The 11539-nt window shown below is 70.8% G+C and carries 13 protein-coding genes; 6 read left to right on the top strand and 7 right to left on the bottom strand.

Translation table 11 applies throughout. From position 1 onward, the window contains the following. The 3 genes from V6M42_RS14960 to V6M42_RS14950 form a co-directional block, all read right to left on the bottom strand. The coding region (locus tag V6M42_RS14960; protein ID WP_332679220.1) for a TrmH family RNA methyltransferase at window positions 1-785 on the bottom strand (785 nt) is incomplete at its 3' end. Continuing rightward, a complete protein-coding gene (locus V6M42_RS14955; protein ID WP_332679219.1) occupies window positions 785-1675 on the bottom strand; it encodes a class I SAM-dependent methyltransferase in 891 nt (296 codons plus the stop codon). The genes V6M42_RS14955 and V6M42_RS14960, both read right to left, overlap by 1 nt. Next, window positions 1647-3134 (bottom strand): glycosyltransferase family 2 protein, encoded by a 1488-nt coding sequence (locus tag V6M42_RS14950; RefSeq protein WP_332679218.1) that lies wholly within the window; start codon window positions 3132-3134, stop codon window positions 1647-1649. Before V6M42_RS14950 ends, V6M42_RS14955 begins: the two co-directional genes overlap by 29 nt. Window positions 3135-3228: 94 nt before the next feature. On the opposite strand from V6M42_RS14950, the gene V6M42_RS14945 reads away from it, so the two are divergent. The 4 genes from V6M42_RS14945 to V6M42_RS14930 are packed head-to-tail and all read left to right on the top strand — an operon-like array spanning window position 3229 to window position 6396. Then, window positions 3229-3858: a TetR/AcrR family transcriptional regulator gene (locus V6M42_RS14945; protein WP_332660005.1), complete on the top strand. Its 630-nt coding sequence runs from the start codon at window positions 3229-3231 to the stop codon at window positions 3856-3858. Next, window positions 3855-4652 (top strand): ABC transporter substrate-binding protein, encoded by a 798-nt coding sequence (locus V6M42_RS14940; protein ID WP_332679217.1) that lies wholly within the window; start codon window positions 3855-3857, stop codon window positions 4650-4652. Before V6M42_RS14945 ends, V6M42_RS14940 begins: the two co-directional genes overlap by 4 nt. Beyond that, a complete protein-coding gene (locus V6M42_RS14935; RefSeq protein ID WP_332660003.1) occupies window positions 4649-5635 on the top strand; it encodes a FecCD family ABC transporter permease in 987 nt (328 codons plus the stop codon). Before V6M42_RS14940 ends, V6M42_RS14935 begins: the two co-directional genes overlap by 4 nt. After that, window positions 5632-6396 carry an ABC transporter ATP-binding protein gene (locus V6M42_RS14930; protein ID WP_332679216.1) on the top strand — a complete coding sequence of 255 codons (765 nt, stop codon included), beginning with the start codon at window positions 5632-5634 and terminating at the stop codon, window positions 6394-6396. The genes V6M42_RS14935 and V6M42_RS14930 overlap by 4 nt, the downstream gene beginning before the upstream one ends. Here V6M42_RS14930 and V6M42_RS14925 read toward each other — a convergent pair. Further along, entirely contained in the window at window positions 6381-8483 is a 2103-nt protein-coding gene (locus V6M42_RS14925; protein WP_332679215.1) for a lytic transglycosylase domain-containing protein, read from the bottom strand. The genes V6M42_RS14930 and V6M42_RS14925 overlap by 16 nt on opposite strands. 109 nt (window positions 8484-8592) lie before the next feature. On the opposite strand from V6M42_RS14925, the gene dapA reads away from it, so the two are divergent. Continuing rightward, window positions 8593-9477: a 4-hydroxy-tetrahydrodipicolinate synthase gene (gene dapA, locus V6M42_RS14920; protein ID WP_332679214.1), complete on the top strand. Its 885-nt coding sequence runs from the start codon at window positions 8593-8595 to the stop codon at window positions 9475-9477. 20 nt (window positions 9478-9497) lie between these two features. Further along, on the top strand, window positions 9498-9947 hold the full coding sequence (gene smpB / locus V6M42_RS14915) for an SsrA-binding protein SmpB (RefSeq protein ID WP_332679221.1): 450 nt from the start codon (window positions 9498-9500) through the stop codon (window positions 9945-9947). A 2-nt stretch (window positions 9948-9949) separates the two neighbouring features. Here the strand turns inward: smpB and V6M42_RS14910 are convergent, their stop codons facing one another. The 3 genes from V6M42_RS14910 to V6M42_RS14900 all read right to left on the bottom strand — a co-directional run bounded on the left by V6M42_RS14910 (window position 9950) and on the right by V6M42_RS14900 (window position 11510). Beyond that, entirely contained in the window at window positions 9950-10165 is a 216-nt protein-coding gene (locus V6M42_RS14910; protein ID WP_332659627.1) for a hypothetical protein, read from the bottom strand. Between the two features lie 128 nt (window positions 10166-10293). Continuing rightward, window positions 10294-10932: a uracil-DNA glycosylase gene (locus V6M42_RS14905; protein ID WP_332659626.1), complete on the bottom strand. Its 639-nt coding sequence runs from the start codon at window positions 10930-10932 to the stop codon at window positions 10294-10296. Continuing rightward, window positions 10929-11510, bottom strand: a complete 582-nt coding sequence (locus V6M42_RS14900; protein WP_332659625.1) for a LabA-like NYN domain-containing protein — start codon at window positions 11508-11510, stop codon at window positions 10929-10931. Before V6M42_RS14900 ends, V6M42_RS14905 begins: the two co-directional genes overlap by 4 nt. Window positions 11511-11539 lie beyond the last annotated feature (29 nt).

The following is an 11539-nucleotide window of genomic DNA, read 5'->3' as shown; positions in this document are numbered from 1 at the left end:
GTCACCGCATAGACCATGATCCCGGTCGCCACGGCCAGGTTCAGGCTGTCGGCCCGGCCCCGCATGGGAATCTTGACGTTGACGTCGCAGGCGGCGGCCAGGGCGTCGGTCAGCCCGGCCTGTTCGTTGCCCATCAGGATCAGGGCCGGATACTGGATCGCCGCGTCGCGGTAGCCGTGGGCCGCGTCCAGCCGGGTGCCGATGACGCTGCCCGGCCAGGTCTGCCGCCAGGCCAGGAACTCCGCCGGACTGGCCCTGGCGATGGCCACGGCGAAGACCGAACCCATCGTCGCCCGCACCGCCTCGACCGAATAGGGATCGACGCAGTCCCCGATCAGGATCACCCCGCCGCAGCCGGCGGAATCCGCCGTGCGGATGATGGTGCCCAGATTGCCCGGATCCCGCACCTGCTCCAGCGCCACCCAGGCCGGCGCCGTGCCGGGCTGGATCGCCGACAGGGGCGTATAGACCTGGTCGAACACGCCCAGCACGGTCTGCGGATTATCCCGCCGGCTGATCTTCTCGAGGATGGCGTGGGTCACGACCACCACCTCGCCGCCGCCAGCTCGCGTCGCCTCCCGGGCGCGGTCCAGGATCGGATGCGGCCGGGCGTCCTCGCCGACCAGCAGCAGGCGGGGGGCGCGGTTCTGGTCCAGCGCCTCGCCGATGAATTTCAGCCCCTCGGCCAGGAAGCGTCCCGTGACCTCCCGCTCCTTGCGCATGTGCAGGGCGCGCACGGCCTTGACCGTGTCATTGGTCAGGGAGGTGATCAGCCGGTCGCTCATCACGCCGACCATCGCGCGAAGAAGCTCAGGCCGATGGAGCGCCCATCCGGCCCGTCCTCGGCCAGCGCCAGTTCGCCCCAGTCGATCGTGCCGCCCCGGTCGGCGGTGGCCTCGGCCATCATATGCGACAGCGACAGGCCGGAGATGCGGGCGGCGTAGGCGTTCAGCAGCAGGAAGGAGGCGTCGTCCGACAGCAGGGCGGCGCAGTCCTTCAGCAGGCCCGGCAGATCCTCGAACAGCCGCCACACCTCGCCGGTCGGCCCCCGCCCGTATTTCGGCGGATCGAGGATGATCCCGTCGTATTTCGAGCCGCGCCGGACCTCGCGGGCCACATATTTCCGGCAGTCCTCGACGATCCAGCGGATCGGCTTGTCGGACAGGCCGGACAGCTCGGCGTTCTCGCGCGCCCAGGCCACGGACTTCTTGGAGGCGTCGACATGGGTCACCTCGGCTCCGGCCGCGGCGCAGGCCAGGCTGGCCACGCCCGTGTAGCCGAACAGGTTCAGGACCTTCGGCTTGCGCAGGGTGCGGACGCGCCCGTCCAGCCATTCCCAGTTCGCGGCCTGTTCGGGGAAGAAGGCCAGGTGCCGAAATGGCGTGAACCGGCTTGTGAAGCGCACGTCGCGCCAGGCCAGGGGGAAGGTGTCGATCGGATTTCCGGCGAACCGCCAGCGGCCGCTCTCATCCTCGTCGGTCGGATCGAACACGGCGTCGGCGGCGTCGAAGGCCGACGGATCGCGCGGCGACCAGAAGCACTGGGGTTCCGGACGCACGACGGTGAACCGGCCATAGCGCTCCAGCTTGCGGCCGCCGCCGCTGTCCAGCAGGGCGTAATCGGCCCAGGCGCGGGTGACCAGGGTCTCAGGCGACGGGTTCAGGCGCGGCGGCATGCACGGCTGATAGGCGGAGAGGCGCGGTCTCGTCCAGCACGTCTTGCGTTTCGGCGGCTTCGGGCGGCGCATCGCGGCGGTGCCGGGTCTTGTCCCAGGCATAGGGCTCGAAGACCAGACGCCAGGCGGCATGGGCGAAGGCAAGGCTGAGCAAGGCCCAGTAGGCCGGGGCGACGATCATGTCGCCCGGTCCGTAGGGCACGCCCGCCCGCCGGGCTCCGATGGCGCACGACAGCCAGGCGGATGCTGCGCCCAGCACCAGCACGCTGAGCGCCAGTGTCGGGGTCCCGGGCGGCAATCCGGCTGCAAGCGACACCAGCACCGTCGCCGCCACCCAGGCCAGCGACAGCCCGTGCAGGGCCGCCGACACCAGACCCGCGCCCACGGTCAGGATCAGGGCCGCCGCGCCGCGCCAGCCCAGCCGCCACGGCTCTCGCGTATGCACGCCCCATGTCTGCATATAGCCCTTCAGCCAGCGGGTCCGCTGCGGCAGCCAATTGTCGAGACCGCCGGGCGGCGTCTCCCAGGTCGGGCGCTGGATCACGCCCAGCCGCCACCCGCGGTTCCACAGGCGGAAGCCCAGGTCGGCGTCTTCCGTCACGTTCCAGGCGTCCCAGCCCTCGACGGCGCTCAGCACGTCGGTGCGGAAATGGTTGCTGGTGCCGCCCAGCGGGAACGGCAGACCCAGACGCGTGACGCCCGGCAGGGTCGTCTCGAACAGGCTCGCGTATTCCGCCGCGAACTGCCGGTCGAGAAAGGGCGAGGGGGCCGACGCGCGTCCCCGTCGCCGGATGCGCAGCGGCGCCTGCAGACACGCCAGCCTGCCGGTCGGATCCGCGGCGAACCGCGCCGCCGCTTCGCGAAGCTGCAGAGGATCGGGATCGTCCTCCGCGTCATAGACGGTCAGCAGATCGCCCGTGGCGCAGGCCAGGGCGCAGTTCAGCGCGCGCGGTTTCGTCTGCGGCCTGCCCGGCGGCGCCACGAACACCTCGAGCCATTCCGGCCGGGGCGCGGCCCGGGCGGCGGCGATCGTCGCGTGGTCGTGCGCCTCAAGCACCAGGAGTCCCTGGAGACGGTCGGCGGGGTAGTCGATCCGGGACAGTCGCTCGATCAGCTGACCGACCACCTCGGCCTCGTGATAGAGGGCCGCCACGACCGTATAGCGGGGCCAGACGGCGGGCTCCGGCGGCGGGCCCGGCGACACGGCGCTGAGCAGGATCAGGCTGATCCTCCACACGGCGATGGCCAGAAAGCCCCAGGCGCCCGCGGCGATTGCGACCTGCCCGAAAAGCCGGGGCTCCAGCCAGAGAAACGCGGCCGCCCCGGCGACGAGGCCGCACAGGACCGCGGTCTGCAGGACCGAAAGGCTGCGTCTGGCCGCGCTCCGGTCGAACGGCGGCCCATATCGCCCGGCTTCCCGCCGACGAACCTCAAGATTGTCTGGCTGCGCCCTCTCCACAACGCATGGTTATCGTGGTGATTCGCGCAAGGCAAGCGGTTGGCGCGGACCGGGGAATGCCGCTATTCAGGGACGGCCGTTCGGAGTGCGCGTCTTGACCGCCGTAACCCTCAATCCCCGCTCGCAGAGAAAGCCGAAAGGCGAGGGCCACGCGCGGCGCGCGGAAATCCTCGCGGCCGCCGAGCGGATCTTCGTGGAGCACGGCTATGAAGGCGCCACCATCCGCAAGATCGCGGACGAGGTCGGCCTGTCCTCGACGGCGCTCTACATGCATTTCTCGGAGAAGAGCGAGATCCTGCACGAGATCTGCAGCCGCGCCTTTTCGGCCCTGCTGGAGGCCAATGAGGGCGTGACGAGCCGCACGGGCGACCCGGCGGCCCGGCTCCGGCAGATGCTGGAAGCCTATGTGGCCTTCGGCTTCGCCAATCCCAACGCCTACCGCCTGGCCTATATGACCCGCCCGATCGAGCTGCGCGAAGGCGCCCAGTCCGCGGCGCGCGAGCTGGGTCACGAACTGTTCCGGTCCTTCGAACAGGCGGTGGAGGATGTCGAGGCCGCCGGCCTGTTGCGCGGCGACGCGCGGACTGCGGCCCAGGCCTTCTGGGCCGGCATCCATGGCGTGGTGTCGCTGATGATCACCAAGCCCTATTTCGACTGGGTCGACCGCGAGACCCTGGTGACGACCCTGCTCGACGGGTTGGTTGCGGGCCTGCTCAAGCCATGAGGTTTGCGATAGGGGCGCTCGCCGGCGTGATCCTGGTCGCGGCGGGCGGCGCGGAGGCGCGCCCGTTGCGGGTCCTGTCGCTGGACCAGTGCGCCGACCAGTATGTGCTCGCCCTCGCGCCCGACGCGGATCTGGCCCTGTCGCCGCGCGCCGACGATCCGGACGCCTGGATGAAGGCGGCCGCCGCCGGCCGCCGCCGGGTTCGCCCGACGCTGGAGGCGGCTATCGCCTTCCAGCCCGATGTGGTGGTCCGCTACTGGGGCGGCGAGCCCCGGCTGTTGGCGCGACTGGACGCCGAGGGGGTTCGGGTTCTGGCCATTGAGGATGCGACGGACTTCGAAGGCGTGCGCGCCGATATCCGCACGGTGTCGAACGGGCTGGGCGAGGCGGACCGCGGCGAGGCGCTGATCTCCCGCATGAACGCGACCCTGCCTGACCGCCCGGCCAGGGAGGCGGCGGCGAGGCCGCGGGCGCAGTATCTGACCGCCGGCGGCTTCACGGCCGGAAAGGGGACGCTGGTCGACGCCATCCTGTCGGCGGCCGGGTTCGTCAATGCGGTCGAAGCCCCGTTCTTCATGCCGGTCAGCATCGAACGGATGGTGTTGTCTCCTCCGAGGCGGTTTGTTCTGGGCTTCTTCGATCAGGCGCGCGGCGACTGGCGCGGCGCGGGTCGTCACCCGGTGCTGCAGCGCCTTGCGCGGGGCCGGGTGGCGGCGAGACTGCCCGCCGCGGCCCTGACCTGTCCCGGGTGGTTCGCGGCCGACGCCGCGGCGATGCTGAAGGACGGGTTGTGAAACTGTCGCGCCTGACCGTCGGCCTGACGTTGCTGATCCTTGCGGCTGCGGCCCTGGCCGTTCTGCTGGGCGAGAGCACGTTCGACAGCCGCCAGTGGGCGCAGGCCTTCACCGACCCCGCGTCCGGGCCGGCTGAAGTCCTGTGGCAGGTGCGCGCGCCGCGGGTCTTCACCGCCCTGATGGTCGGCGCCGCCCTGGGCCTGGCGGGCGCGGTCATGCAGGGCTTGCTGAGGAACCCCCTGGCTGACCCCGGCGTGCTGGGCGTGTCGGCGGTTGCGGCCCTGGGCGCGGCGAGCGCCATCGTCCTGGGCGCCGCGGCGGTTCCCGGCGCCGTCGAGCTTTCCGCCCTTGTCGGAGCGGGTCTGGCCGGGGCGCTGTTGATCCTGTTTTCGGCCCGCGTCCGGTCGCCCGAGGCCCTGATCCTGTTCGGCGTCGCGGTGTCCAGTTTCGCCGGCGCCGCCACCGCCCTGATCTTCAACCTGTCGCCTTCGCCGATCGCCACCGCCGAGGTGATGAGCTGGCTGCTGGGTTCGGTGCAGAACCGCAGTTGGGTGGATGTGGCGTGGGTGACGCCCCCGGTGCTGATCTCGGGCGTCCTCGCCGCCCTGGCCGCGCCCGGCCTTCGCATGCTGAGCCTCGGCGAGGAGACGGCGCGGACCTCCGGCCTGCCCATGGCGCGGCTCAGATTGCTGGCCCTTCTGGCCGCTGCCCTGGCCACGGGCGCCGCCGTGGCCGTGGCCGGAGTGATCGGCTTCGTCGGGCTGGCGGCGCCTCACCTCGTGCGCAGCGCGGTGCGCGGCGATCCCGGCCGGCTGCTGGCGCCGTCAGCGCTGGCGGGGGGACTGATGCTCGTGATCGCCGATCTTCTGGCGCGGCTGACGCCCACCGATCAGGAGTTGAAGCTCGGCGTCTTCACCGCCCTCGTCGGCGCGCCCCTGTTCGCCATGATCGCCTGGCGGGCGGCGCGGGAGTGGCGGCTGTGAGCGTCCTCGCCCTGACCCGCGCGACGGCGTCCCTGGGCGGCCGCACGGTTCTGGACCGTGTCGATCTGTCCGTGGCCGCCGGCGAACTCGTCGCCGTGGTCGGGCCGAACGGCGCCGGCAAGTCGAGCGCGATTCGCGCGCTGGCCGGCCTGTTGCCGCTGACCGGCGGCGACGCCCGTCTCGGTGGCGAGGGGGTGGCGGCCCTGTCGCCCCGGGAGCGGGCGAGTCGTGTCGCCTATCTGCCCCAGGAACGCCGCATCGCATGGAATCTGCCGGCCATCGAGCTGGCCGCCCTCGGGGCGCCCTTCCTGCAGGCGGCGGATGCGCGGGCCCAGGCCCAAGCCGCGCTGGACGAGGTCGAGGCCGGACATCTGGCCGACCGCGGCGTGGCCGAGATGTCGGGCGGCGAGCGCGCCCGGGTGCTTCTGGCTCGCGCGCTGGCGACCGGCGCCGGAGGGCTGCTGGTCGACGAACCGATCGCCGGGCTGGACCCGGACGCCCAGCTGATGGTGCTGGAGCGGCTTCACGCGCGCGCCCGGGCCGGCCAGGCGGTTCTGGTCAGCCTGCATGATCTCGCCCTGGCGGCGCGGTTCGCCGACCGGGTGGCGGTGCTGCATCAGGCCGGGGTCGTCGCCGACGCCGTCCCCATGGAAGCCCTTTCTCCGGACGTCATGGCGCGGGTGTTCGGTCTGGCGGGCCGATGGGTCGACGGCCCCGACGGACCGCTGCTCGCCGCCGGGCGGCGTCAGTTGGCGGGGTAGGGCGTCACGGTCGAGTCCGTCTCCGGCGTATACGGGGCGTAGGGCGCGGGTCCGACCGGTGCGCCGCGCCTCAGGTCCTCCGACAGTCTCAACTGGCCCGAGCCGCCGTTCAGTCGTGCGCGATATATCTGCATGTTTTCCATGACTCGCATCATGTAGTTGCGAGTTTCGGTGAACGGCGCGCACTCGATGAAGTCGACCGGATCGACGGTTCCGGCGCGCGGATCTCCGCATCGGGCGATCCATTGCGGCGGCCGCGCGGGGCCGGCGTTGTAGCCGACCGTCGCCAGCAGCATCGAGCCGCCGAAATTCCGCGTCAGGTCGGCGAGGTGATAGCTGCCCAGCGTCATGTTGAAGTCGGGATCCCACAGCCGTTCGGCCGAGAAGGGCAGGCCCAGTTGCCGGGCCACCGCCGCGCCCGTCGCAGGCAGGAACTGCATCATGCCGCGCGCGTCGGCGCCCGAGCGGGCGCGCGGATCGAAGCTGGATTCCTGGCGGGTGATGGCCAGGGTGAACTCCAGCGGCGCCGCGCCGCCGACCTGGGGCGGGATGCGGATCGGATACTGGCGCTCGGGCATCAGGAAGCCGCGCTGGCTGGCGGCGCGGCCCACCATCATGGCGGTGAAGCCCTCGCCATAGTTGCGCGACATGTCCATCAGCAGGGCCAGCTGCGCCGCCCCCGGCAGGTCGTCGTCCAGCTGATAGGCGAAGACCCTGAACAGGCTGGTTTCGCCCGTCTCGCCGAGGATGCGCATGGCGCGGACCATCTGGTTGTCCTCGAACGCCGCGATGTCCGCGCCGGACGGCACGGGATCGCCGGGCAGGGTGATCGAGGTCATCCCCGCCTTCTCGGCGGCCAGCTGGCCGTAGAAGGTCTGTATGTGGCGCGACCCGGCCTGGTAGTATTCGACCGCGGCGGGCGTGGAGCCCTGCGCCTCGGCGGCGCGGCCCAGCCAGTACAGCGCGCGCCCCTGGGTGATCGGCGTCGAGGAGCTCTGACGCAGCGTCTCGAAATGGCGCGTCGCCCGCGCCGGATCGTTCAGCTTCACCAGGGCGACCCAGCCGGCGAAGAATTCGGCGTCCACCTTGCGGTCCCCCGACGGGAAGCCGTGGCCGGCCATGGCGTCATAGGCCGCCTGCCAGTTTCTCTGCTGCAGGGCGTCGAGGTAATAGTTGCGGCGCTCGCTCCACAGGGTGTTCTGGCCCTCGGTGTGCGAGGGCGCCGCGGGGAGGGCGCCGAGGAGGGGGAAAGCCTCGGACTGGCGCGTCTGGGAGCGGAGGATGCGCACCCGCTCCAGCACCACGGCCGGATCCATCGCCTGCGACGGGCTGAGACCCGCGACGATCGCGTCCGGGCTGTAGGCGCCGCGAAGCGCGAGGACGGCGTTGGCCACGGCCTGACGATCCGACGAGACGCGCGAGACCATGGCCCGCGTCGCCGGCCCATGCGGACCCAGCAGCAGCATGTTCAGCCGCGCCTCATGATCGGCCTGGCTCAGCGCGCCGCCCCAGCGATTGAGAATGCGGGTCTGCGCCGCGTCGTCGAACGACTTCGTCCGCCACCAGTCGGTGATCAGGGCGCGCGCCTCGTCCCGGCGGCCGCGCTGCTCCATGGCGTCGGCCAGGGCGATGGCGCCCTGAACCGTCGAGGGCGGGGAGGCGGAAAACAGGTTCATCACCGCCTCGGCGCCGGGCGAGGCCAGATCCAGCGCCTTCTCGACCGCGATCCGGCGGCTGTCGGCGCGAGGCCAGCCGGCGAAGGCGGTCTGGGCGGCGGCGAGGTCGCTGTAGGGCATCTGCTCGCCCGAGGTGTCCAGCAGGGCCCATTCGACCAGTTTGCGCGCCGTCGGATCGCCGATCTGGGCCGCGGCGTTGCGGGCGCCGCTGACGTCGCGGTTCCGGGCCGCGGCCAGACCCTGGCGGAAGAGGGCGGTGTCCTGGTCGTTCAGCGTGCGGGGCTGGTTGCTGACCGGACCGGCGGAGACCGCGCTGTACGGCCGCTCCTGCGCGAACAGACCGTCGGGCGCCATGGTCTCGAGCGGCGGGGCGAGCAGGGCGAGAGCGCCCGCGAGGCTGGCAGCGATCATTGCGTGTCCGAACTCCATGCGTCGCGGTTGCGGTCGGGCGACCGGCAACCTACCCTCCAGCGCTTGTCGCGGCGAACGTCGCCATTTCCACGCAGGACCATCTCTCTCAATGACCGCCCCCTTGTTCAAGGGCGTGATCACCGCCCTGATCACACCACTTCGTGACGGAAAGGTGGACGAAGCCGCCTTCACCGGGCTGCTGGAACGCCAGATCTCCGCCGGGGTTCACGGCGTCGTCCCCATGGGCACGACGGGCGAGAGCGCGTCCCTGCACCTCGACGAGCACAAGCGCGTGGTCGATCTGTGTGTCCGCGTCGCCGCCGGCCGGGTCCGCGTCATCGCCGGCGCGGGATCGTCTGCGACCGACAAGGCCATCGAACTGGCCCGCCACGCCAAGACCGCCGGCGCCGACGGCGCCCTGGTCGTCACACCCTATTACAACCGGCCCTCGCAGGAGGGTCTGGCGCTGCATTTCGAGGCCGTCGCCGACGCCGTCCAGCTGCCCCTGCTGCTGTACAACGTGCCCGGCCGGACCGGGGTGGACATGTCCAACGACACCGTCGCCCGGCTGGCGGCGCATCCGAACATCGTCGGCATCAAGGACGCGACCGGCGACCTGGCGCGGGTCAGCTGGATGCACGCCAACATCGGCGGCCAGTTCGACCTGATCTCCGGCGACGATCCCAGCTACCTTGGCTACCACGCCCAGGGCGGCGTCGGGGTGATCTCGGTGACGTCCAACGTCGCGCCCGAGGGCATGGTCGCGCTTCACGAGGCCGCCGCCGCCGGCGACTACGCCACCGCCCGCGACTGGCAGGACCGCCTCATCGGCCTGCACAAGGGCCTGTTCCTCGACAACTCTCCGTCGCCGACCAAATACGCCCTGTCGCGTCTCGGCCTGTGCGGCGAGGAGGTGCGCCTGCCGCTCGCGCCCACTGCCGACGCCGTCAAGCCGGCGATCGATCGCGCCATGGCGGACGCGGGTCTGGGCTGATGGCTTCGACAGCGCCGAAGATGAAGGTGATCGCCGAGAACCGGCGGGCGCGCTTCGACTATTTCCTCGAGGACTTCATCGAGGCCGGCATCATGCTGCTGGGCACCGAGATCAAGGCCCTGCGCGACGGCCGGGCCAATATCGCCGAGAGCTATGCGGCGGTGGAGGGGCGCGAGATCATGCTCGTGAACGCCGACATCCCGCCCTACAAACAGGCCAACCGCTTCAACCACGAGCCGCGCCGGCACCGGAAGCTGCTGCTTCACCGCAAGCAGATCGACAAGCTGATCGGCGCCGTCCAGCGCGACGGCCAGACCATCATCCCGGTCAAGCTGTACCTGAACGAGGCGGGCAAGGCGAAGCTGGAGATCGCCCTGGCCAAGGGCAAGAAGCTGCACGACAAGCGCGAGGCCACGGCCCAGCGCGACTGGCAGCGAGACAAGGCCCGGCTGCTGAAGGACCGGGGCTGAACTCAGACGACCGGAGCGGGCGTATCGATCACCGGCTGGGCGTCCAGCACCCCGGGGGTCGAGGCCGTCGCATAGGCGTCGATCCCGCCCGGGCCGACCGACGGCTGACTGTATTGCTGGATCATCAGCCCCATCCCCGCGATCAGGGCCGCCATCAGCAGGGCCCACATCGCCGTCTTCCGTTCCTGGGGCGTGAACACCCCGTTCGACCTACGCATCACAGCCTCCAAAGCTGTTCGATCAACGCAAGCTGGGCAGCACTGTTCCTGGGACTGGAAGGTACACCCGTCGGCGCGTGATTCGCGTGGCGGGAGAGCCACACCTCGCGCCGGAGAACGACGCTCGATCAGCGCTCGATCAGCTCGCGGGCGCGCCGGAACACGGCCTCGAACATGGCCGGCGTCAGCCGTCCCGTGTTCGTGTTGAGCCGGGAGCAGTGGTAGCTGTTGAGGATCACATAGCCGCCCAGCGCCGCCTCGACGCCGTGGCCCGGCGGCGCCGCCGTTCCCTTCAGACCCAGGGCCTTCAGCACGTTGCGGCGCGACACGTCGCCGAGGGTGACGATGACCTTGAGCCGGGGCAGGGCGGCCAGCCGCGCGGTCAGGAAGGGCCGGCAGGTCGCCTCCTCGACGGGCAGGGGCTTGTTGCCGGGCGGGGCGCAGCGCACGGCGTTGGTGACCATGCAGTCGACCAGCTTCAGGGTGTCGTCCGGCCGCGCTTCGTACACGCCGGTCGCAAAGCCGGTCTTGATCAGCGTCTCATACAGGATCCAGCCCGCGCCATCGCCGGTGAAGGGGCGCCCCGTGCGGTTGGCGCCCGTCCGTCCGGGAGCCAGTCCGGCGACCAGCAGCCGCGCGTCAGGATCGCCGAACGAGGGGGCGGGGCCGTTGAACCAGTCGGGGTTCTGGCGCTGGTTCTCGCGCCGGTATTCGACCAGCCGCGGGCAAAGGGGACAGTCGCGGGGCGGCTCGGGGTTCAGGCTCATTCGCGGGAGTCCGTCTCGAACACCCGGCTGGTCGGCTGCGTCGGCGCCGTGCGCGGCCGGCCGATCTCGGGCAGCAGGTCCTGCAACTCCACGAAGGCGTCGGCCTGACGTCTCAGTTCATCGGCGATCTGCGGCGGCTGGCTCTTCGTCGTCGAGACCACGGTGACCCGCACCCCCTTCGCCTGCACCGCCTGCACCAGCCGGCGGAAGTCGCCGTCGCCGGAGAACAGGATCGCGTGGTCGATGTGCGGCGCGAACTCCAGCATGTCGACGGCCATCTCGATGTCCATATTGCCCTTGGTCCGCGTATGCCCCTGGGCGTCCGTGAACCGCTTCACCGGCTTGGTCACCACCGTGAAGCCGTTGTAGTCGAGCCAGTCGACCAGCGGCTTGATCGGCGAGAACTCTTCGCCCTCGATCACCGCCGTGTAATAGTAGGCCCGAACCAGAACGGCCTGGCTGCGATACATCTCGACCAGTTTCTTGAAATCGAGATCGGCGTTCAGCGCCTTGGCCGCGGAATACAGATTGGCCCCGTCGATAAACAGGGCGATGCGTTCGGTCGGATAAGGCGTCATGGAAAAGGACCCCGGCGAAAATGACGTCC

It is taken from the genome of Brevundimonas sp. (assembly GCF_036677305.1).
Lineage (GTDB): Bacteria > Pseudomonadota > Alphaproteobacteria > Caulobacterales > Caulobacteraceae > Brevundimonas.
This window is presented reverse-complemented; position numbering and strand designations above follow the sequence as displayed.

Excerpts from the sequence above, each read along its gene's own strand:
- V6M42_RS14905 (WP_332659626.1), bottom strand. The coding sequence starts at position 10,932 with ATGAGCCTGAACCCCGAGCCGCCCCGCGACTGTCCCCTTTGCCCGCGG.
- V6M42_RS14940 (WP_332679217.1), top strand. The coding sequence starts at position 3,855 with ATGAGGTTTGCGATAGGGGCGCTCGCCGGCGTGATCCTGGTCGCGGCG.
- smpB (WP_332679221.1), top strand. The coding sequence starts at position 9,498 with ATGAAGGTGATCGCCGAGAACCGGCGGGCGCGCTTCGACTATTTCCTC.
- V6M42_RS14910 (WP_332659627.1), bottom strand. The coding sequence starts at position 10,165 with ATGCGTAGGTCGAACGGGGTGTTCACGCCCCAGGAACGGAAGACGGCG.
- V6M42_RS14900 (WP_332659625.1), bottom strand. The coding sequence starts at position 11,510 with ATGACGCCTTATCCGACCGAACGCATCGCCCTGTTTATCGACGGGGCC.
- V6M42_RS14955 (WP_332679219.1), bottom strand. The coding sequence starts at position 1,675 with ATGCCGCCGCGCCTGAACCCGTCGCCTGAGACCCTGGTCACCCGCGCC.
- V6M42_RS14925 (WP_332679215.1), bottom strand. The coding sequence starts at position 8,483 with ATGATCGCTGCCAGCCTCGCGGGCGCTCTCGCCCTGCTCGCCCCGCCG.
- dapA (WP_332679214.1), top strand. The coding sequence starts at position 8,593 with ATGACCGCCCCCTTGTTCAAGGGCGTGATCACCGCCCTGATCACACCA.